The sequence below is a fragment of the Streptomyces sp. NPDC053427 genome (assembly GCF_044544985.1).
In the GTDB taxonomy this organism is placed as follows: Bacteria; Actinomycetota; Actinomycetes; order Streptomycetales; family Streptomycetaceae; genus Streptomyces.
This window is the reverse complement of sequence record NZ_JBITYA010000001.1, coordinates 430796-454632: the sequence shown is the minus strand read 5'-3', so window position 1 is coordinate 454632 and position 23837 is coordinate 430796. Positions and strand designations below refer to the sequence as shown.

General features: G+C 73.3%; 3 protein-coding genes (1 of these 3 cut by a window edge). All 3 read right to left on the bottom strand.

The features are described 5' to 3' along the window. Positions 1-144: 144 nt before the first annotated feature. Positions 145-12279, bottom strand: a complete 12135-nt coding sequence (locus ACIGWZ_RS01645; RefSeq protein WP_400059676.1) for an SDR family NAD(P)-dependent oxidoreductase — start codon at positions 12277-12279, stop codon at positions 145-147. 37 nt (positions 12280-12316) lie between these two features. Further along, the gene (locus ACIGWZ_RS01640; RefSeq protein WP_400060767.1) at positions 12317-18676 is read right to left on the bottom strand and encodes a type I polyketide synthase; all 6360 of its coding nucleotides are present in this window, start codon (positions 18674-18676) and stop codon (positions 12317-12319) included. A gap of 65 nt (positions 18677-18741) precedes the next feature. Further along, a protein-coding gene (locus ACIGWZ_RS01635) for a type I polyketide synthase (RefSeq protein ID WP_400059674.1) crosses the window boundary here: on the bottom strand, positions 18742-23837 show its 3' portion. It continues 23464 nt past the right edge of the window; the window shows 5096 of its 28560 coding nt (coding positions 23465-28560); its start codon lies off the right edge, out of view; its stop codon occupies positions 18742-18744.

Below are 23837 nucleotides of genomic sequence, written 5' to 3'. Positions count from 1 at the left end.
CTTCCACAGGGTGGACTGCGGGTTTCCGTAGATGAGTGCCGGGATCTGCCGTGGGAAATGTGCGGGAAAACGCCGCGGCGGGCAGCCGGATGGCCGCCCGCCGTGACGTTCTGTTCCTGCGCGCTGGTCGGGTGTGTGCCGTGGTTACGCGTCGCCGAGGAGGGCGAGCCATTCCTTGACGATCCGCGCGGTCTCCGGGGCGTCGTCGCGAACCATGGAGAAGTGGTCGGCTTCCACGAGGCGCACCTCGGCCGTCGGGAACACCTTGCTCTTCGTCTCCTCGGCCGCGGCGGCCGCGATGCCCTCCAAGGCGACGGTCTCCTGAGTGGCGCGGACGACCAGCACGGGGGCGGTCGTGTGCGCCACCTCGAGTTGGCTGAGCAGGTTCATCCACCGGCCCATCCCGGACAGCCTGGAGTTCGTCATCCGCACCGGCGATTCCTCGTCGACCCGGAAGTTGTGGTGCATCAGCCTGTCGTAGTCGATCTCCTCCTCGTCGTCGTGCCGGATGCTGACGGTGTCCAGCAGCACCACGGCTTCGGGCTTGATGCCCCAGATGTCCTCCATCAGGCCGGCGGCGGCGTAGGCGTACGTACCGCCGGAGGAGTGCCCGACCAGGATGAACGGGTTGCCGTCGCTTGCCCGCAGGGCGCTCTCCGCGATGGTCCTGACCGCGGTCATCACCGTGGTCGGTACCCGTTCCCCGGCGGCGAAGCCGACCAGGGGCAGCGCGCTGACGTGCCGTTCGCCCCGGAAGGGTGCGGCGAACCTGGCGTACTCGTGGACGCCGCCGTTGGCGGTGGGTGTGCTGATGCAGATCATCCGCGGTTCGGCGGGGCCTTCGGCGAGCGTGGTCGGCAGCGGCAGTTCCTCCAGTTCGGCCGTGTTCTCGAAGGTCGGGCGCAGGCCGGTGAGGGCCCGCAGCATGAGCCTGGCCTCCGGGAACTTGCCGTTGTCCATGGCGTCGAGGAACAGCCGCTCCAGCGAGTCGGGTTCCGGCCCGGCCAGGAGCAGGCCCCCCGCGGACGCGGAGCCGGCGAGTCCGGGCTGTGCGGCGAACTCGCTGCGCAGCCGTGCGCCGAGGTCGGCGGAGGTCTTGGTGTCGAAGACCAGTGTCGCCGGCAGTTGCAGTCCGGTGGCCGTGGCGAGCCGGTTGCGCAGCTCGATCGAGGTCAGCGAGTCGAGACCGAGCTCGTAGAAGTCCCGGCGGGGCTCGATCTCCGCCAGGGACGGGTAGCCGAGGATGAGGGCGGCCTCGCCGCGGACGAGGTCGACGAGGTGGCCGACGCGCTCCCCTTCCGGCAGCTCCAGCAGCTGCTGGGCGAAGGTGGCCGGGGAGCCGGACGTGCTCGTGGAGTTCGAGGCGGTCCGCCTGCTGTGGCGGACCAGGCCGCGGAACATCGGGGGAATCTCCCCCTGCGGCACCCGGGCGCCGGGGATCAGGCCCACCGCCATCACGACGGGCTCGACGTGATCGCGAGCGCTGTCGAACAGTTCCATGCCCTCCTCGATGGAGACCGGCGCCATGCCGTTGAGCCGCATGCGCGCCACGGTGGCCTGGTTCAGCGATTCGGCCATGCCGCCGCCGTCCCAGTGGCCCCACACCATTGACTGGCCCGGCAGGCCCAGGGCGGCGCGGTGCCGGACCAGGCCGTCGAGGAAGGCGTTCGCGGACGCGTAGTTGGCCACGCCCGGGGCGCCCAGCACACCGGAGACGGACGAGAACATGATGAACCCGGCCAGGCCGAGGTCCTTGGTGGCCTCGTGCAGATGCCAGGCGGCGTCCACCTTCGGGCGCAGCACCGGCGTCAGGCGCTCCGGAGTCAGCGCGGTCACCACGCCGTCGTCGAGGACACCGGCGAGGTGGACGACCGCGGTCAGCGGGTGCTCCGCCGGGATGGCGGCCAGGAGTCCGGCGAGCGCGTCCGGGTCCGCCGTGTCACAGGCCGAGATCGTGGGGGACGCGCCCAACTCCCGTAGTTCCTCGGCAAGTTCGTCCGCTCCGGAAGCCTTCGGGCCGCTGCGGCTGACCAGCAGCAGGTGCCGGGTACCGTTCGCGGCGAGCCACCGGGCCAATTCGATGCCGAGGCCGCCGGTACCACCGGTGATCAGTACGGTCCCCTCGGGGTCCCACTGCGACGGCCGTGTCTCGGCGTCGGTGGGCAGCCACGCCAGCCGCCCCATGAGCACCGCCTTGTCGCGCACGACGAACTGGGTCTCGCCGGAGGGCAGCAGGCCGGGCAGCGCCTCCACGAGCACCGCCAGGTCGCCACCGCCACCGTCCTCGTCCAGCTCCTCGACGTCTGCCAGGACGAAGCGGCCGGGGTGTTCCGCGATCGTCGAGCGCACCAGGCCCCAGAGGGCGGAACCGGCCAGGTCGCCGCCGTCCACCGCACCACGCGTCAGGAACACCAGCTGGGAGGTGGTGAAGCGCGCGTCGGCGATCCACTCCTGCGCCAGCAGCAGGGCCTGGGTCGTCAGCTCGTGCACGGCCGCGGGGAAGCCGTCCTGCGCGCGGGGCACGGGAACCACGACCAGGTCCGGGGTGCCCGTGATCTCGGCGAGTGAGGCGGTTCCCAGGGGCGCCAGGACGGTGCTCCGGAGATCGGGTACGTCCTCTGTGCGCGGTGCCGGGATCCACTCCAGGCGCAGCAGCCGGTCCCGCCGGCTGCGGACGGCCCGCTTGGGGGCTTCCGCCAGGGCGCGCAGCGTGAGGTGACGCGCCGACAGGACGGTTTCCCCGGCGGCGTCGACCGCCGTGACGCTGACGGAGTCCGCACCGGTCTTCGTGATCCGTGCCCGTACCGCCGAGGCGCCGGAGGCGTGCAGCGACACGTCCTTCCAGGAGGCGGCGTAGGAGAGGCGCTCCTCGTCGCCCGCGCCGCTGAACGCGGTGCCGTGCAGGACCGCTTCGAGGAGTGCGGGGTGCAGGCCGAAGGACGGGGCGTCGGAGGCGAGGCCGTCCGGGAGTTCGGCTTCGACGAATGTGTCGTCGCCGCGGACCCAGGCCGCCTGCAGCCCGCGGAAGGCGGCGCCGTACTCCGTCCCGTCGTAGTAGCCGTCCACGTCGACGTCGTCGGCGTCGACGGGCGGCCAGGCGGACGCGTCGAAGTCCGCGGTGTGCGCGCCGGTGGCGAGGGTGCCGGTGGCGTGCCGGGTCCACGGCTCGTCCGGCGTGGCCTGGGGCCGTGCGAAGAACCGGATCTGCCGGTTGCCCTCGTCGTCGGGGGCGCCGAGCCACACCTGGAGCGCCAGGGCCGCGCCGTCGGTGAGCGCCAGCGGCGCGTCGAGGACGAGTTCGGCGACGCGGTCGCAGCCGAACTGGTCGCCGGCCCGGACGGCCAGTTCGACGAAGCCGGCGGCCGGGAAGACGGCCGTCCCGCCCGCCACGTGGTCCTTGAGCCAGGGGTGGGTGTCCGTCGACAGGCGGCTGGTGAACAGCATGCCGTCGCCGTCCGCCAGCGGCACCGCCGCGCCCAGCAGCGGATGCTCCGTCGGCAGCAGGCCCGCGGAGGCCACGTCGCCCGCCGACACCCTCTGCTTCGGCCAGTAGCGATGGGGCTGGAACGGGTAGGTGGGCAGGTCGACGCGGCGGGCGCCGGTGCCGTCGAAGATCCGCGGCCAGTCCGCTTCGACGCCCGCGACGTGCAGCTGCGCCAGGGCGGTGAGTACGGCCGTCTCCTCGGGGCGGTCCTTGCGCAGGGCGCTGGTGGCGACCACGGTGCCGTCCACATTGAGCGGGACGATTCCCGTCAGTGCGCCGTCGGTTCCCAACTCCCAGAAGGCCTGGACGTCTTCGGCCGCCAGGGTGCGTACGGCGTGGGCGAAGCGGACGGGCTCGCGGACGTTGCGGACCCAGTAGTCGGCGGAGCACATCAGCTCTTCCGAGGCCCGCTCGCCGGTGACGGTCGAGACGACGGGGAGGCGCGGCGCCTGGTAGGAGAGGCCCTCGGCGACCTCGCGGAACTCGTCCAGGATCGGGTCCATCAGCGGGCAGTGTCCGGCGACCTGCACCGCCACCTGCCGGGTCTTGCGGTCCTCGGCGGTGAACGCCTCGACGATGCGCCGCACGGGGGCCTCGTCGCCGGCGATGACGACCGAGTCCGGCCCGTTGACCGCCGCGATCGAGACCCCGTCGACCAGCCGCGCGGCCACCTCCTCCTCGCTCGCCTGGACCGCCACCATGATGGCGCCTTGTCCTTCGAGGGTGTTCATCAGCCGCCCGCGGGCCGCCACCAGGGTGCAGGCGTCCGCGAGCGAAAGGATCCCGGCGACGTGTGCGGCGGCGATCTCGCCGAACGAGTGGCCGGCGACGAAGTCGGGGCGGACACCCCAGGATTCGACCAGCCGGAACAGCGCCACCTGCAGGGCGAAGAGGGCCGGCTGGGTGAACCTGGTCTGGTCCAGGCGCTCCGCGTCGGTGCGCATCACCTCCCGCAGCTCGTCGTCGAAGTGGTCCAGCGTCTCGTCCAGGGCCCGTGCGAACGCCGGGAACCGGTCGTACAGTTCGCGGCCCATGCCGAGCCGCTGCCCGCCCTGGCCCGGGAAGAGCATCGCCAGTGAGCGGTCCTCGGCCGTGCCCCGCGCGACCTCGTCGCCGTCCAGGAGCACCGCGCGGTGCGCGAATGCCGAGCGCCCGGTGGCCAGCGAGAAGCCCACGTCGACCGGGGCGAGTTCCGGCTGCGCGGCGACCCGCTCGCGCAGCAGCGCGATCCCGTCGGTCAGTGCCTGGGCCGACTTGCCCGAGACGAGCCACGGGACGGCCGCCGGCTCGCCGGATCGGGTGTCCGGGCCGGTCGGCTCGGTGCTTTCCGGCGCCTGTTCGAGGATGGCGTGGGCGTTGGTGCCGCTCATTCCGAACGAGGAGACCGCGCCGCGGCGGGGGCGGCCGGTGTCCGGCCAGTCGGTGGCCTCCGTGAGGAGTTTGACGTCACCGGCCGTCCAGTCGACGTGGGAGGACGGCGTGTCGACGTGGAGGGTGCGCGGCAGCACACCGTGCCGCAGCGCCATGACCATCTTGATGACGTTGGACACGCCGGCCGCCGCCATGGTGTGGCCGATGTTCGACTTGAGGGAGCCGAGCAGCAGCGGGCGTTCGGGGTCGCGGCCCTGTCCGTAGGTGGCCAGCAGCGCCTGGGCCTCGATCGGGTCGCCGAGCGAGGTACCGGTGCCATGGGCCTCGACCGCGTCCACCTCGCCCGCCGACAGCCCGGCGCCGGCCAGTGCCTGGCGGATGACCCGCTGCTGGGCGGGGCCGTTGGGCGCCGTCAGGCCGTTGGAGGCGCCGTCCTGGTTGATGGCCGAGCCGCGGACGACGGCGAGGACTTCGTGGCCGTTGCGGCGGGCGTCGGACAGCCGCTCCACGACGAGCACGCCCACGCCTTCCGCCCAGCCCGTGCCGTCGGCCGCGTCCGAGAACGCCTTGCAGCGGCCGTCCGTCGCCAGCGCGCCCTGCCTGCTGAATCCGGCGATGCTCATCGGCGTGGACAACAGCGTCACGCCTCCGGCCAGTGCCAGCGAGCACTCGCCGTTGCGCAGCGCGTGGACCGCCAGGTGCAGCGAGACGAGCGAGGACGAGCACGCGGTGTCGACGGTGACGGCCGGACCCTCCAGGCCGAAGGTGTAGGACAGCCGGCCGGAGAGGACGCTGCCCGCGAGTCCGGTGCTGGCGTGGGCCTCGACGTCCTCACCGGAGTTCATCAGGATGCTGCCGTAGTCGGAGCCGCTGGTGCCGACGAACACACCGGTCTCGGTGCCCCGCAGGGACTCCGGGTCGATGCCGGCCCGTTCCATCGCCTCCCAGGAGGTCTCCAGCATCAGCCGCTGCTGCGGGTCCATCGCCATGGCTTCGCGGGGTGAGATCCCGAAGAAGGGGGCGTCGAACTCCCCGAGGTCGTCCAGGAAGCCGCCCTTGGACGCCGAGCTGCGGCCCTGGTCGCCCTCCGCCCCACCCAGCAGGGTTTCCAGGTCCCAGCCCCGGTCGGTGGGGAAGTCGGAGATGCCGTCGCGCCCGTCGAGGACGAGCCGCCACAGGTCTTCCGGGGACCGCACGCCGCCGGGCAGCCGGCAGGCCATGCCGACGATGACGATCGGGTCCTCGGCGGACGCCGTGGTCGTCGCGGCGGGCGCGGCGGGCTCGCCGTGCACGTCGAGGAGGACCGCGACGAGGTGTTCGGCGAGTGCGGTGGGGGTGGGGTAGTCGAAGACGAGGGTGGCGGTCAGCCGCAGGCCGGTGGCGGCGGAGAGCCGGTTGCGGAGTTCGACGGCGGTCAGCGAGTCGAAGCCCAGGTCGTTGAACTCCCGCCGGGCGTCGATGGCCTTGGCGGAGGCGTGCCCGAGCACGGCGGCGGCCTCGGTCCGTACGAGGTCGACCGTGAAGGCGCTCCGCTCGTCGGCGGTCAGCTCCGTCAGCCGCCGGGTCAGTCGCAGGGCCGCTTCGGTGCCGCCGGCGGAGGCCGCGGCCGTACGGCGGGAGCCCTTGACCAGGCCGCGCAGCATCGGAGGCACGGTGGCGCGGCCCCGGGCTTCCGTGGCCAGGGGCCCGACCGGGACGAGGTGCGCCTCGTCGGTCGCGGTGGCGGCGTCGAACAGCGCCAGTCCCCGCTCGACCGACAGCGGCGGCACGTCCAGGGATGCGGTCCGCTCCGGTTGTGTGGCGGACGACGCCCGCGTGATGCCGCCCTCCTTCGCCCACGCGCCCCACGCGAGGGACTGGGCGGGCAGGCCCTGCGCCGTACGGTGGCGGGCCAGCGCGTCGAGGAAGGCATTGCCCGCGGCGTAGCCGCCGTGACCGGCGCTCCCCATGACGCCCGAGACGGACGAGTACAGCACGAACGCGGCGAGGTCGAGGTCCTTGGTGGCCTCGTGCAGGTGCCAGGCCGCGTCCACCTTCGGACGCAGTACGGCCGACAGCCGCTCGGGCGTCAACGACGCCACCTCGTCGCCGTCGAGGACGCCGGCGGTATGGATCACCGCGGTCAGCGGGTGCGCGGCGGGCACCGCGCCCACTGCCGCGGCCACCGCCTCCCGGTCGGCCATGTCGCAGGCGAGGAAAGTCACCTCGGCACCGTGCCCGGCCAGCTCCGCCCGCAGCTCGTCCGCGCCCGCCGCCTCCGGACCGCTGCGGCTGACCAGCAGCAGATGCCGCATACCGCGCTCGGCCACCAGGTGCCGGGCCAGCTCACCGCCCAGCCCACCGGTACCGCCGGTGATCAGCACCGTACCGTCCGGGTCCCACGCCCGCGGCAGGGTCAGCGCGATCTTCCCGACGTGCTGCGCACGGCTCATGAACCGGAACGCCTCCGGCGCCCGCCGAATGTCCCAGGTCGTCACCGGTAGCGGACGCAACGCGTCCCGGTCGAACAGCTCCAGCAGTGCGCCGAGCATGTCCCGGGTACGCTCCGGGCCCGCTTCCGCGAGGTCGAAGGCGCGGTAGTGCACTCCGGCGGCGGACCGGGGGTCACGGATGTCCGTCCGGCCCATCTCCAGGAAGTGGCCGCCCGGGGCGGTCAACCGCAGGGAGGCGTCGACGATGTCACCCGTGAGGGCGTTGAGGACCACGTCCACGCCGCGGCCACCGGTGACCGCACGGAAGCGCTCCTCGAAGTCGGTCGTACGGGAGGAGGCGAGGTGGTCGTCCGCGACGCCGAGCTCCCGCAACGCGTCCCACTTGCCCTCGCCGGCCGTGGCGAACACCTCGGCACCGAGGTGCCGGGCCAGCTGGATCGCCGCCATACCGACACCGCCGGCCCCGGCGTGCACGAGGACCGACTGGCCGGGTCGGAGATCGGCGAGGTCCTTCAGGGCGTAGTACGCGGTCAGGAAGACCAGCGGTACGGAGGCGGCCCGGTCGGCCGACCAGCCCTCGGGGATGCGGGTCAGCAGCCGCTCGTCGGCGACGGCCTCCGGGCCGAAGCCGCCGAGGACCAGGCCGGTCACCCGGTCCCCCGGGCGCAGTCCGCGCACGCCGGGCCCGGTCTCGGTCACCACTCCGGCGGCCTCGGCGCCCAGCGGTCCGGCTTCGCCCGGGTACATGCCCAGGGCGTCCAGAACGTCGCGGAAGTTGACGCCGGCGGCCTGGACCCGGATGCGGACCTGGCCGTCGGTAAGGGGTTCCATGATCTCCGGGTGGGGCGCGAGGACCAGCTTGTCCAGGCTGCCCTTGGCCGCGCTGTCCAGCCGCCACGGCACCTCGGCGGGCGGCAACAGTCCCGCACCGCTGCTGAGCGGGGCCAGTCGCGCCACCCGGACGGCGCCGTCGCGGACCACGAACTGGGCGTCGTCGGTGGCCAGCAGACCCGGCAGGTCCGCGAGCACCCCGGCCAGGTCTCCGTCGTCGAGGTCCAGCAGCGCGATCCGCCCGGGGTGCTCCGCCTGCGCCGCACGCACCAGGCCCCAGACCGCGGCCGCGGCCACATCCCGTACGGGCTCGCCCTCGACGGCGGAGACGGCGCCGCGCGTGACGAACACCAGACGCACGGCAGCGGACTCCTCCCGCCCCGCCCACTCCTGGAGCAGGCCCAGGACCCGGGAGGTGAGCGCGTGCGCCACGGTGGGCACGTCATCGCCCGTGCCACCGGACACGGGCACGATCACGAGGTCCTCGTCCCCCGCGAGATCCGCCAGGGACGCGACCGACGCGCCCGCGCCCAGCTCCTCGTCGCCCAGGGACACGCACCGGACGGCGGCGGGCTGCACCTCGGGCGCCGCCACCCAGTCCAGCGACAGCAACCCGTCGTACTCCGCGCGACGCCGTGCCGTCAACGGGGTTGCCGCGTGGGTCGGTTGGCCGCGAAGGACCAGCGCCTCGGCGGACAGTACGGGGGCGCCTTCGACGTCGACGGCCGCGATGGACACCGAGTCGTCACCGGTCTTGACCACCCGGGCGCGCAGCACCGCCGCTCCCCCGGCGTGCAGCGACACGCCCCGCCAGGCGAACGGCAGCAGGAGTTCCTGCTCGCTGCCGACTCCGGCCAGCCGGTGGGACTGGAGCACCGCGTCCAGCAGCGCCGGGTGGATCCCGAAGGATTCGGCCTCCTCGGCGGCCCGGGCCGGCAGCGCGGCCTCGACGAAGACCTCGTCGCCGCTGCGCCACGCGGCGCGCAGGCCCTGGAAGGCCGGGCCGTACCCGGTTCCCTCGTAGAAGCCCTCCAGGTCCACGACCACGGCGTCCTGCGGCGGCCAGACCTGGGAACCGAAGTCCGCGATCCGCTCACCGCCGGTCAGCGTGCCGTGGGCGTGCTGGATCCATGGCTGGTCGGCGGGTCCGTCGGCGCGCGAGTGCACCGAGACCGTCCGGGCACCCGCCTCGTCCGGGGCACCGACCAGCACCTGGACCTGTGCGGCGCCGTCCTCCGTAAGCGTCAGGGGCGCGAGCAGGACGAACTCGTCGACCCGGTCGCAGCCGACCTGATCACCGGCGCGCACGGCCAGCTCCAGGAAGCCGGTGGCCGGGAAGAGAACGCTGCCGCCCACGACGTGGTCGGTCAGCCACGGGTACGTCTGCAACGACAGCCTGCCCGTGAACAGCACCTCGCCGGAGTCGGCAAGAGTGAGGGTCACGCCCAGCAGCGGGTGCTCGGCCGGGAGGAGCCCGGCGCCGGTTACGTCCCCGGACAGCGCAGCGGGCCGGGGCCAGTAGCGCTCGTGCTGGAAGGGGTAGGTGGGCAGGTCGACGCGGCGGGCGCCGGTACCGGCGAACCATGCGGCCCAGTCCACCGCCACACCCGTGACGTGCAGCCGCGCCAGCGCGGACAGCAGCGCGGTCTCCTCCGGCCGGTCCTTGCGCAGGGCCGGAACGGCGGTCGCGGCGTCGTCCAGGGTGTGCTGGGCCATCGCGGTCAGCACGCCGTCCGGGCCCAACTCCAGGAAGACCGAGGCCCCTTCGGCCTCCAGGGCGCGCACGCCATCGGCGAACCGCACCGTCTCCCGCACATGCCGCACCCAGTACTCCGCCGAGCAGACCAGATCCTCGGCGGCCAGTCGACCCGTCACGTTCGAGACGAGCGGAATCCGCGGCGCCTCGTACGACAGCCCCTCGGCCACCCGCCGGAACTCCGCCAGCATCGGCTCCATCAACGCCGAGTGGAAGGCATGGCTCACCGACAACCGCTGCGTCTTGCGGCCCTCGGCCGCCAGCTCCGCGGCGATCCGCAGGACGTGAGACTCCTCTCCCGCGAGCACCACCGACTCCGGACCGTTGACCGCCGCCAGCGACACCCCGTCGACCAGCCGCGCGGCCACCTCGCTCTCCGTCGCCTGGACGGCCACCATCGCGCCGCCCGCCGGCAACGCCTGCATCAGCCGCGCCCGCGCCGCCACCAGCACACACGCATCCGCCAGCGACAACACCCCGGCCACATGCGCCGCCGCGACCTCACCGATGGAGTGACCTGCCACGAAGTCCGGACGGATCCCCCACGACTCCACCAACCTGAACAGCGCCACCTCGACCGCGAACAGCGCCGGCTGCGTGAACCCGGTCTCGTCCAACCGCTCCGCGTCGGCGAACATCACCTCCCGCAGCTCACCATCGAAGTGCGCCAGCACCTCGTCCAACGCCTCCGCAAACACCGGGAACCGGCCGCACAACTCCCGGCCCATACCGACCCGCTGCGCACCCTGACCCGAGAACAGCACCGCCAGCTTCCCGGCCGTGTCCTCGGCGAAGCCGCGTGCCACCGCGATCGTCCCGCCGTCCTCGGACAGCAGTACCGCACGGTGCTCCAGATGTGCCCGGGTGGTCGCGAGCGAGAATCCCAGGTCGAGGGGCGACGGATCGGTCAGCGCGGAGATCCGCTCGAGCTGTGCGGCGAGTGCTTCCTCGGATCTCGCGGAGACCGGCCACGGCACGGCCGACGGCACGGTACGTGGCTCGTGTGCGTCCTCCTCGCCGAGCTCCTCGGCATCCGGTGCCTGCTCGATGATGACGTGGGCGTTGGTACCGCTGATCCCGAACGACGACACACCCGCCCGCCACGGGCGGTCGGCCTTGGGCCACTCCTGGGACTCCGTCAGCAGCTCGACCGCACCGGACGACCAGTCCACATGCGACGACGGCGCGTCCACGAACAGCGTCTTGGGCAGAACGCCGTGCCGCAGCGCCAGAACCATCTTCAAGAGCCCCGCCGCACCGGCCGCCGCCTGCGTGTGGCCGAGGTTGGACTTCACCGAGCCGAGGAGCAGCGGCCGCTCGGGGTCGCGGTCCTGGCCGTAGGTGGCCAGCAGCGCCTGGGCCTCGATCGGGTCGCCCAGGGTCGTTCCGGTGCCGTGGGCCTCCACTGCGTCCACCTCGGACGCGGACAGCCCGGCGTTGGCCAGGGCCTGCTGGATCACTCGCTGCTGGGCGGGGCCGTTGGGCGCCATCAGGCCGTTGGAGGCGCCGTCCTGGTTGACGGCCGAGCCGCGGACGACGGCGAGGATCTCGTGGCCGTTGCGGCGGGCGTCGGACAGCCGCTCCACGACGAAGATGCCCACGCCTTCGGACCATCCGGTGCCGTCGGCGGCGTCCGAGAACGCCTTGCAGCGGCCGTCCGCCGCCAGCCCGCCCTGCCGGGTGAATCCGGCGAAGCTCATCGGCGAGGACATCACCGTCACGCCTCCGGCCAGCGCGAGCGAGCACTCGCCGTTGCGCAGCGCGTGGGCCGCCAGGTGCAGCGAGACGAGCGAGGACGAGCACGCGGTGTCGACGGTGACGGCCGGACCCTCCAGGCCGAAGTTGTACGAGAGCCGCCCGGACAGAATGCTGCCGGCGAGGCCGGTGCTGCCGTGTCCCTCGATGTCCTCGCGGGAGTTCATCACGGCGTTGATGTAGTCGACACCGCTCGTGCCCACGAAGACACCGGTCTCGGTGCCGCGAAGGGATCCGGGATCGATTCCGGCGCGCTCCAGCGCTTCCCAGGAGGTCTCCAGCAGGATGCGCTGCTGGGGGTCCATCGCCACGGCTTCGCGGGGCGAGATGCCGAAGAAGTCCGCGTCGAACGAGGCGGCGTCGACGAAGCCGCCTTCGGCGGTCGCGCTGCTGCCGCTTCCGTCGCTGGTGAGGACGTCGAGGTTCCAGCCGCGGTCCGTGGGGAATGCCGAGATGCCGTCCCGGCCGTCCGCCAGTAACTGCCAGAGGTCTTCCGGCGATCGCACCCCACCCGGCAGTCGGCAGGACATGCCGACGATGGCTATCGGCTCCTGCTTGGCGGACTCGGCCTCGCGAAGCCGTTGGCGGGTCTGGTGCAGGTCGTTCGTGACCCACTTGAGGTAGTCAACGAGCTTGTTGTCGTTAGCCATGACGTGGAACCTTCCGCGTGAATAAGGGGAGCCGGACTCAGCGATCGCTGTGACGGCCGAGCTCGTTGTCGATGAAGGCGAAGACCTCGTCGGTACTGGCGGCTCCGATCCGCTCGGCGACCTCTGCACCGTCCTGCTCCGCTCGGGCGCCTCGCCAGCCGTCCAGGATCTGCGCCAGACGGGTGGCGACCGCGGCCCTGGTGCGGGCGTCGGGCTCGCTCGTGGCGAGCACGGAGTCGAGCCGTTCGAGCTCCGCCAGGAGGGCCGGTCCGGTGGCGGCCTCGTCCACGAGCTCCGCGACGAGGTGTTCGGCGAGTGCGGTGGGGGTGGGGTAGTCGAAGACGAGGGTGGCGGTCAGCCGCAGGCCGGTGGCGGTGGCGAGCCGGTTGCGGAGTTCGACGGCGGTCAGCGAGTCGAAGCCCAGGTCGTTGAACTCCCGCCGGGCGGCGATCGCGTCGGCGGAGGCGTGCCCGAGCACGGCGGCGGCCTCGGTCCGTACGAGGTCGGTCGCCAGGCGCGTACGCTCCTCCGGCCGTGCCTCCCGCAGTCGGTGGCCGAACGTCGCCGCGGCTTCGGCGCCGCCGGTGGCGCCGGCGGCCGTGCGGCGGGCGCCCCTGACCAGGCCGCGCAGCAGCGGCGGCACCGAGCCGCGGTCCGGGGTGCCCGTGGCGACCGGCCCGATCGGGACGAGGTGCGCCGTGTCGGTCACGGTGGCGGCGTCGAACAGCGCCAGCCCCTGCTCGGTGGTCAGCGGCGTGGCCCCGTAGGCGGCGATCCGCTTCAGGTCCGCGTCCGACAGGGCGGCGGTCATCCCGCCGCTCGGGGCCCAGGCGCCCCATGCCAGGGACTGGGCGGGCAGGCCCTGTGCCGTACGGTGCCGGGCGAGCGCGTCGAGGAAGACGTTGCCCGCGGCGTAGTTGCCCTGACCCGGAGTGCCCAGTACGCCCGAGATGGAGGAATACAGCACGAACGCGGCCAGGTCGAGGTCCTTGGTGGCCTCGTGGAGGTGCCAGGCCGCGTCCGCCTTCGGGCGCAGTACGGCCGACAGCCGCTCGGGCGTCAGCGAGGACACCACACCGTCGTCGAGAACACCGGCCGTGTGGATCACGGCGGTCAGCGGGTGCTCGACCGGTACGGAGGCCACGAGCGCGGCGACCGCCTCCCGATCGGCCACATCACCGGCCCGCACGGTCACCTCGGCGCCGTGAACGGCCAGCTCTTCCCGCAGTTCGGCGGCACCCTGCGCGTCCGGGCCACTGCGGCTGACCAGCAGCAGATGCCGCATGCCGCGCTCGGTCACCAGGTGCCGGGCCAGGTCTCGGGCCAGTCCCCCGGTGCCGCCGGTGATCAGCACGGTGCCGTCCGCATCCCACCGGCGCGGCAGGGTCAGCACGATCTTCCCGATGTGCTGCGCACGGCTCATGTGACGGAACGCCTCCGGCGCCCGCCGGACATCCCAACTCGCCACCGGCAGCGCACGCAGCGCACCCCCGGCGAACAGCTCCAGCAGCTCACCGAGCATCCCCTGGACCCGGTCCGGGCCCGCCTCGGCGAGGTCGAAGGCGCGGTAGCCGACCGACCCCACCGACTCGGGGTCACGGATGTCGGTCTTGCCCATCTCCAGGAAGCGGCCGCCGGGGGCGGTCAGCCGCAGGGAGGCATCAACGAACTCACCCGCCAGGGCATTGAGCACCACATCCACGCCCCGGCCCCCGGTGACCGCCCGGAAGCGCTCCTCGAAGTCGGTCGTACGGGACGAAGCAATGTGGTCATCGGGAACGCCCAGCTCCCGCAAGGTGTCCCACTTGCCCTCACTGGCCGTGGCGAACACCTCCGCCCCCAGATGCCTCGCCAGCTGGATCGCGGCCATACCCACACCACCGGCCCCGGCATGGACCAGAATCGACTGGCCCGGCTCCAGACCCGCCAGATCCTTCAACGCATACAGCGCGGTCAGGAAGACCAGCGGCACCGAAGCCGCCCGAACGGCTGTCCAGTCCTGCGGGATGCGGGTCAACAGCCGCTGATCCGTTACCGCCACCGGGCCGTAGCCGCCGAAGACCATGCCCATCACGCGATCTCCCGGGCGCAGTCCGCTCACCCCGGGACCGGTCTCGGTGACCACACCGGCGGCCTCCGCGCCCAGCAGCCCGGCCTCCCCCGGATACATCCCCAAGGCATTCAGCACGTCGCGGAAGTTCACGCCGGCGGCCTCGACCTGGATGCGGACCTGGCCCTCCGTAAGGGGCTCCAGGATCTCCGGGCAGGGCGCGAGCACCAGACCGTCCAGGCTGCCCTTGGCCGCGCTGTCCAGCCGCCACGGCACACCGGCAGGAGGCAACAGCCCGGCCTCGCTGCCGAGTTGGGCCAGTCGTGCCACGCGCAGCGCGCCGTCTCGCACCACGAACTGACTGTCTCCGGTGGCCAGTTGACCCGGTAGGTCGGCGAGCACCGCGGCGAGATCCCCGTCCTCGGCCCCGTCCTCCAGGTCCACCAGCGCGATCCGCCCGGGGTGCTCCGACTGCGCCGAGCGCACCAATCCCCACACCGCGGCAGCGGCCATGTCCCGTACGGACTCCCCCGCATCCGCCGAGACGGCGCCGCGGGTGACGAACACCAGACGCGAGGTGGCGGATTCCTCCCGGTCCGCCCAGTCCTGAAGCACCCCGAGAACCCGTGCGGAGAGCTCGTGCGCACCGGCGGGCACCTCGTCGCCCGCACCGGACACGGGGACCACCACAAAATCCTCGTCCCCCGCGAGATCCGCCAGGGAGGCGACCGACGCGCCCACACCCAGCTCATCCGCACCCAGGGACACACACCGGACTGCGGCGGGCTGCACCTCGGGCGCCGCCACCCAGTCCACCGACAGCAGCCCGTCGTACCCCGCACCGCGCCGGGTCGCCGACCGGCCCGTACCGGGGTCCCGGTAGGCCCGCATCACCATCGCCTCGGCGGACAGCACGGGTGCGCCTTCGACGTCGACGGCGGCGAGGGACACCGAGTCGTCACCGGTCTTCACCACCCGGACCCGCAGGACCGACGCGCCCGCGGCATGCAGCGAGACGCCCTTCCAGGCGAACGGCAGAAACTGGTCGTCCGCACCGCCGACCCCAGCCATCCGGTGGGACTGCAGCACCGCGTCCAGCAGCGCCGGATGGAGCCCGAAGGCCCCGGCCTCCCCGGCGACCTGGTCCGGCAGCGCGACCTCGACAAAGATCTCGTCCTCGCCCTGCCAGACCGCGCGCAGCCCCTGGAACGCGGGTCCGTAGCCGGTCCCCTCGTAAAAGCCCTCCAGGTCGACGCCCACCGCGTCCTGCGGCGGCCAGACCTGGGAGCCGAAGTCGGCGATCCGCTCCCCGCCGGTCAGCGTGCCACCCGCGTGCTGAGCCCACGGCTGACCGGGGTCGCCGTCCGGGCGCGCATACACCGAGACGGCGCGGGCGCCCGTCTCGTCGGCAGCCCCGACCAGCACCTGGACCTGCGCGGCACGGTCCTCCTGGAGCACCAGCGGCGTCATCAGGACGAGGTCCTCGACGCGGTCGCAGTCGACCTGGTCGGCGGCGCGCATCGCCAGTTCCAGGAAACCGGTCCCCGGGAAGAGGACGCTGCCGCCCATGACGTGGTCGATCAGCCACGGATGCGTCTGGAGCGACAACCTGCCTGTCAGCACCACCTCGCCGGAGTCCGCGACGGTGAGCGTCGCACCCAGCAGCGGGTGCTCCGCGGACAGCAGACCCGCACCGGCCACATCGCCGGACGACGCGGCGGGCCGGGGCCAGTACCGCTCGTGCTGGAAGGGGTAGGTGGGCAGGTCGGCGCGGCGGGCGCCGGTACCGGCGAACCATGCGGCCCAGTCCACCGCCACACCCGTGACGTGCAGCCGCGCCAGCGCGGTCAGCAGCGCGGTCTCCTCCGGCCGGTCCTTGCGGAGAGCGCTGACGCACACCGCGGCCTCGTCGGCACTGTGCTGCGTCATCGCCGTCAGCACACCGTCCGGCCCCAACTCCAGGAAGACGCCGACGTCTTCGGCCTCCAGCGCCCGCACACCGTCCGCGAACCGCACCGTCTCCCGCACATGTCGCACCCAGTAGTCCGCCGAGCGGACGAGGCCCTCGGAGGCCAGTCCGCCCGTCACGTTCGAGACGAGCGGAATGCGCGGCGCCTCGTACGACAGCCCCTCGGCCACCCGCCGGAAGTCCGCCAGCATCGGCTCCATCAACGCCGAGTGGAAGGCATGGCTCACCGACAGACGCTGCGTCTTGCGGCCCTCGGCCGCCAACTCCGCGGCGATGCGGACCACTTCGGCCTCCTCACCGGCAAGGACGACCGACTCCGGGCCGTTGACCGCCGCCAGCGACACCCCGTCGACCAGCCGCGCCGCCACCTCGCTCTCCGCCGCCTGGACGGCCACCATCGCGCCACCGGCCGGCAGGGCCTGCATCAGTCGCGCCCGCGCCGCCACCAGCACACACGCATCCGCCAGCGACAACACCCCGGCCACATGCGCCGCCGCGATCTCACCGATGGAGTGACCTGCCACGAAGTCCGGACGAATCCCCCACGACTCCACCAACCGGAACAGCGCCACCTCGACCGCGAACAGCGCCGGCTGCGTGAACCCGGTCTCGTCCAACCGCTCCGCGTCGGCGAACATCACCTCCCGCAGATCCCGCAGCTCACCATCGAAGTGCGCCAACACCTCGTCCAACGCCTCCGCAAACACCGGGAACCGGCCGCACAACTCCCGGCCCATGCCCACCCGTTGCGCACCCTGACCCGAGAACAACACCGCGAGCGGGCGGTCCTCCTCGACGCAACCTCGGGCCGCCTCGGACAGCTCGCCGTCGGGGCACCGGGCCAGCAGCACCGCGCGGTGCTCGAAGGCCGAGCGGCCCGAGGCGAGCGAGAACGCCACATCGACCGGTGATGCCGCACCGCGGCGCGAGGAGATCCGCTCGATCCCCGCCGCCAGCGCCTCCTCGGTCCTGCCCGACACCAGCCACGGGACGACGGCGGGCGCCGACCCCGATTCGGTTTCCGGGACTTCGGTCGGTTCCGCCTGTTCGATGATGACGTGGGCGTTGGTACCGCTGATCCCGAACGACGACACACCCGCCCGCCACGGGCGGTCGGCACCGGGCCACTCCCGGGACTCCGTCAGCAGCTCCACCGCACCGGAGGACCAGTCCACGTGCGACGACGGCGCGTCCACGTGCAGGGTCCCCGGCAGTACGCCGTGCCGCATCGCCAGGACCATCTTGATGATCCCCGCCGCACCGGCCGCCGCCTGCGTATGACCGAGGTTGGACTTCACCGAGCCGAGGAGCAGCGGCCGCTCGGGGTCGCGGTCCTGTCCGTAGGTGGCCAGCAGCGCCTGGGCCTCGATCGGGTCGCCGAGCGGCGTGCCCGTGCCGTGCGCCTCGACCACGTCCACGTCCGAGGCCGACAACCCGGCGCCGGCCAGCGCCTGCCGGATCACCCGCTGTTGCGACGGCCCGCTGGGCGCGGTGAAGCCGTTGGAGGCGCCGTCCTGGTTGACGGCCGAGCCCCGGACGACCGCGAGCACGGGGTGCCCGTTCCGGCGGGCGTCGCTCAGGCGCTCGACGACGAGGATGCCGACGCCTTCCGACCAGCCGGTGCCGTCGGCCGCGTCGGCGAACGCCTTGCACCGGCCGTTCGCCGCCAGCCCGCCCTGCCGGCTGAACTCCATCAGGGAACCGGGGGACGACATGACGTTGACCCCGCCGACCAGGGCCAGCGAGCACTCACCGGCCCGAAGGGCGTGGGTCGCCGTGTGCAGGGCCACGAGCGAGGAGGAGCACGCCGTGTCGACGGTCACCGCCGGGCCTTCCAGGCCCAGCGTGTAGGACAGCCGGCCGGACGTGGCGCTGGCGGCGATGCCGGTGCCGATGTCGCCGGTGGCGTCGGCCAGCGAGCGCACCAGCAGGTAGGCGTAGTCCTGGCCGTTGGTACCGACGAACACGCCGGTGCGGCTGCCACGCAGAGTCGTCGGGTCGATTCCGGCGCGCTCGATGGCCTCCCAGGAGGTCTCCAGCAGCAGCCGCTGCTGCGGGTCCATGGTGACGGCCTCACGCGGGGAGATGCCGAAGAACCCGGCGTCGAAGTCCCCCACGCCGTCGAGGAAGCCGCCTTCCTGACTGACGGCGTTGCCGCGCTCGTCGACCCCGGCGTCCCGCAGGGCGTCCAGGTCCCAGCCGCGGTCCGTGGGGAACGGGCCGATCGCGTCCTTGCCCGCGGCCAGGAGTTCCCACAGGTCCTCGGGTGAGTGCACGCCGCCGGGGTACCGGCAGGCCATCGCCACGATCGCGATCGGTTCGGTGGCCGCGGCGACGAGCTTGTGGTTCTGTCGGCGCAGGTGCTCGGCTTCCTTCAACGAGGCGCGGAGGGCTGCGACGACGGTTTCACTGGATGTGGTCATGGTCCGCTCTTTCAGCTCTTTCAACGCTCTTGGGAGGAGTTGCCGTCGAGTGCCGCCTGCACCAAGTCGGTGACGTCCATCGCGTCGATCGACTCGTCGTAGGCGTCTGCTGTCGTTCCGGCGGCCGCGCCGTCGGATGCCGCGGCCTGTTCGGCGGCGAGCTTCATCAGGGGTTCGAGTACGCCGATCTCGCGCAGTTGGTTCATGGAGACGGAGGCGAGCAGGGCCCGGATGCCGGAGGAGTCCGGGTCGCCGTCGCCGGCCCCGTCCCCCGGTCCCTCGTCGGGGACGAGCAGGCTCAGCAGGTGGTCCGCCAGGTCGGCGGAGTTGGGGTGGTCGAAGACGAGCGTGGCGGTCAGGCTCAGTCCGGTCGCGGCGCCGAGCTGGTTGCGCAGTTCGACGGCGCTGAGGGAGTCGAAGCCGAGGTCGCGGAACGCCCGGTCGGCACCTACGGCGTCGACCGTGGGGTGTCCCAGTACGGCCGCGGCCCGGCTGCGGACCAGGCTCAGTACGGCCTGCGCGCGCTTGGCGGGCGTCAGGCCGGCCAGCTTCTCGCGCAGCGCGTCGCCGGTGGCGTCCTCGCCGGTGTCCTCCGCCGCCCGGTGCTCGACGACTGTCGGCGCGCCGAGGAGCGCGCTGGGCCGTACGGCGGTGAAGGAGCGGACGAACCGGTCGCGTTCGATGTCGGCGACGACCTCGGTGGGCCGCCCGTCCAAGACGGCCCGGCGCAGCGCCACGACGGCGAGGTCCGGGTCCAGCGGCCGGATTCCGGTGCGCCGGGCCGCGTCGGCCGCCCGCTGGTCCGCGGCCATTCCGTTGCCGCCCCACACGCCCCAGGCGATCGAGGTCGCGGCCAGGCCCTGGGCCCGGCGCTGTTCGGCGAGGGCGTCCAGGTAGGCGTTGGCGGCGGCGTAGTTGGCCTGGCCGGCGTTGCCGACCGCTCCGGAGGACGAGGAGAACAGGGCGAACACCGCCAGGTCCAGGTCCCGGGTGAGGTCGTGCAGGGCCAGGGCCGAGGCGGCCTTGGCGCGGAAGACGGCCTCGTAGCGGTCCGGGGTGAGGCTGTCGAGGACGCCGTCGTCCAGGACGCCCGCCGTGTGGATCACGCCGGTCAGGGGTGCCTCGTCGGGAATCGCGGCGAGGGCCGCGGCGAGCGCGTCGCGGTCGGCGGCATCGCAGGCGGTGAGGGTGACCTCGGCGCCCAGTGCGGTGAGTTCGGCCCGCAGTCCGTCCGCGCCGGGGGCGTCGGCGCCCCGGCGGCTCAGGAGCAGCAGGTGCCGGGCGCCCGCCTCGGCGAGCCGGCGCGCCACCTGGGCGCCCAGGGCGCCGGTGCCGCCGGTGATCAGGACGGTGCCGGTGGGCTCCCACTCCGGTGTGCCGCTCCGGGCCGGTACGGGTACCAGTCGGCGGCCGAGGGCGGCGGAGGGCCGGATGGCGATCTGGTCCTCGCCACCGGGGGCCGCGAGGGTTTCGGCGAAGCGGGCCGTGCACCGCGCGTCGAGGGTGTCGGGCAGATCGATCAGACCGCCCCAGCGCTGCGGGTACTCCAGGGCGGCGACCCGGCCCAGGCCCCATACGGCGGCCTGGGCGAGCCCGGGTACGGGCTCGGCGGGCGTGGCGGCGACCGCACCGCGGGTGACGCACCACAGGGGTGCGGGGAGGTCCGCGTCGCCGAGCGCCTGGATCAGGGCGGTGGTCAGGGCCAGTCCCTCGGGGGCATCCGCACCGCGTCCGGGTACGGCGGCGAGGGCGAGCAGGGACACCACTCCGGTGAACTCGCGCCCGTCGGCGACCAGTTGGCGCAGTTGTGCGGCCAGTGCCGCGCGGTCGGGGCCGGGCGCTGTCAGGCGTACGGTGTCCGGGCCCAGCGCGGCGACGGTGTCGACGGCCCAGGGGTCGTCGGCGTGTCCGGCCGGGAGCACGGCGAGCCAGGTGCCGGCCGGGGTGCGGGAGGGCTGCGGGGTCAGCGGCTGCCAGGTGATCTGCTGCCGCCAGCCGTCGACGGTGCCCTCCTCGTCGCGTCGGCGGCGCCAGTCCGCGAGCGCGGGAAGCACCTTGGCCAGTGCGTCGCCGTCGACGTTCAGCGTCGTCTCCAACGAGGTGAAGTCGGCCTCGCGCACCGCCGTCCAGAAGCCGTCGTCCTCGCCGCCCGGTGCGGCGGGGTCGGCGGCCGGCCGGGCGGCCGGCCAGTACCGCTGGCGCTGGAAGGGGTAGGTGGGCAGATCGGCGCGGCGGGGCGCGGTCGCGGCCCCGTCGAGCAGGGCGTCCCAGTCCGGGACGGTGCCGTCGACGTACAGCCGGGCGAGAACGCCGGCCACGGACTCCTGCTCACCGCGGTCCCGGCGCAGCGCCGGGACGGTGACCGCCTGCGAGGGCAGGGTCTCCAGGGTGTCCTGGGCCATGGCGCAGAGGGAGCCGTCCGGGCCGAGCTCCAGGAAGACGGACACGCCGCGTTCGGCGAGGGTGCGCACGCCGTCACCGAAGCGGACGGCCTCGCGGACGTGGCGCACCCAGTAGTCCGGGGAGCACACCTGCTGCTCGGTCGCCGCCTCGCCGGTCACGTTGGACACCAGCGGGATCGCCGGGGCGTGGTAGTCCAGACCTTGGGCGACTCGTCGGAACTCTTCCAGGACGGCATCCATGTGCAGTGAGTGGAATGCATGGCTCACCCGCAGACGCCTGGTCCTGCGCCCGTCGGCGGCGAACTTCTCCGCGATGCCGAGGACGGCAATCTCGTCGCCGGAGAGGACCACCGACCGCGGTCCGTTGACCGCGGCGAGGGACACGCCGTCGGTCAGGTGCGCCCGGATCTCCTCCTCGGTGGCCTGTACGGCGACCATGGCGCCGCCCGTGGGCAGGGCGTTCATCAGCCGCGCCCGTGCGGCCACCAGCCGGCACGCGTCGTCCAGGGAGAAGACACCGGCCACGTGCGCGGCCGCGATCTCGCCGACGGAGTGCCCGGCGACGAAGTCCGGGCGGATGCCCCAGGACTCGACCAGGCGGAACAGCGCCACCTCGAGGGCGAACAGCGCGGGCTGGGTGAAGCCCGTCTCGTTCAGCCGCTCCGCGTCCGCGAACATGACGTCCCGCAGCGGGAGTTCCAGTTCCGCGTCCAGGCGTGCCGTCACCGCGTCCAGGGCCTCGGCGAACACCGGGAAGCGGGCGTGGAGTTCCCGGCCCATGCCCACGCGCTGCGCACCCTGGCCGGAGAACAGCACCGCGAGCTTGCCGCGGCGCTCCGTCGCCTCGCCTCGCAGGACCTGGGGGGTGTCGAGTCCGTCGGCGAGCGCGGCCAGCCCCGTGAGCAGCTCCTCGCGGCCTTCGGCGAGAACGGCGGCCCGGTGGGTGAAGGCCGACCGGGTGGTGGCCGTGGACCGCGCGAACGCGGCGACCGTGAGGTCGGGCCGGGCGGCCACGTAGGCGTGCAGCTGCCGGGCCTGGGCCCGCAGCGCTTCCGGCACGGCGCCCGACACGGGCACCGGCAGCGGGCCGCCCGCTCCCTGGGGGCGCTCGGGCTCGTCCGCCACGGTTTCCGCGGGCTGCTCGATGATCACGTGGGAGTTGGTGCCGCTGGCGCCGAAGGCCGAGATTCCGGCCCGGCGCGGGCGGCCCGTGCGCGGCCAGTCGGCCGCGTCCGCGAGCAGTTCCACGGCGCCGGCGGTCCAGTCGACGTGTGCCGAGGGCTCGTCGATGTGCAAAGACCTCGGCAGCACGCCGTGGCGCATCGCCAGCACCATCTTGATCACGCCGGCGACGCCCGCGGCGGCCTGGGTGTGGCCGATGTTGGACTTCACCGACCCGAGCAGCAGCGGCAGCTCGGGGTCGCGGCCCTGTCCGTACGTGGCCAGCAGCGCCTGCGCCTCGATGGGGTCACCCAAGGTGGTGCCGGTGCCGTGCGCCTCCACGGCGTCCACATCGGCCGGTGCCAGGCCCGCGTTGGCCAGCGCCCGCTGGATGACCCGGCGCTGCGAGGGACCGTTGGGCGCGGTGATGCCGTTGCTGGCGCCGTCCTGGTTGACGGCCGAGCCGCGCAGCACCGCGAGGACGTCGTGCCCGTTGCGACGGGCGTCCGAGAGCCGTTCCAGGACGAGGACGCCCACGCCCTCGGACCAGCCGGTGCCGCCCGCGGCGGACGCGAAGGGCCGGCAGCGGCCGTCCGGCGCGAGGGCTCCCATCTCCCCGAACTCGACGAAGTTCACCGGACTGGACATCACCGTCACACCGCCGGTCAGGGCGATGGAGCACTCGCCCGCGCGCAGGGCCTGGGCGGCCAGGTGGAGTGCCACCAGGGACGACGAGCAGGCCGTGTCGACGCTGACGGTGGGGCCTTCCAGGCCGAAGTGGTAGGCCACCCGGCCGGAGAGCAGGCTCGCCGACTGCGCGGTCTGCGCATGGCCCAGCTGGCCCGCTTCGGGCCGGTAGTCGCCCGATCCGCCGCCGATGAACACGCCGGTGTCGCCGCCGCGCAGCTGTGCGGGGTCGATGCCGGTGCGCTCCAGGGCCTCCCAGGTGGCTTCCAGGAGGATGCGCTGCTGTGGGTCCATCACCATCGCCTCGCGCGGTGAGATCCCGAAGAATCCGGGGTCGAAGTCGGCCACGTCGTAGAGGAATCCGCCTTCGCCGGTGACGGTCCGGCCGTGGCCGTCCCGGTCGCCGTGCAGCAGCCGGTCCAGGTCCCAGCCGCGGTCCGTGGGGAAGCCTCCGATGGCGTCCGTCTCGCCCGTGACCAGCTGCCACAGGTCCTCGGGCGAGCGGATCCCGCCCGGGTAGCGGCAGCTCATACCGACGATGACGACCGGGTCCTCGGCGGTGTCGGCGTCCTTCGCCCACGCCGCGGAGGGACGTTCCGCCCCGTCCTCGCCGAGGAGTTCGGCCGTCAGGTGGTCGGCCAGCGCGGCGGCCGTGGGGTAGTCGAAGACGAGGGTGGCGGGCAGGGCCAGACCCGTCGCGGTGGCGAGCTGGTTGCGCAGGTCGACCGCGGTCAGCGAGTCGAAGCCGAGGTCCTTGAACGCCTGGCCGGAAGGTACGGCGTCGGCGTCCGCGAACCCGAGCACCGCGGCCACCCGGTCGCGGACCAGGGCCAGCAGGACTTCGGTGCGTTCCGCGTCCGGGCGGG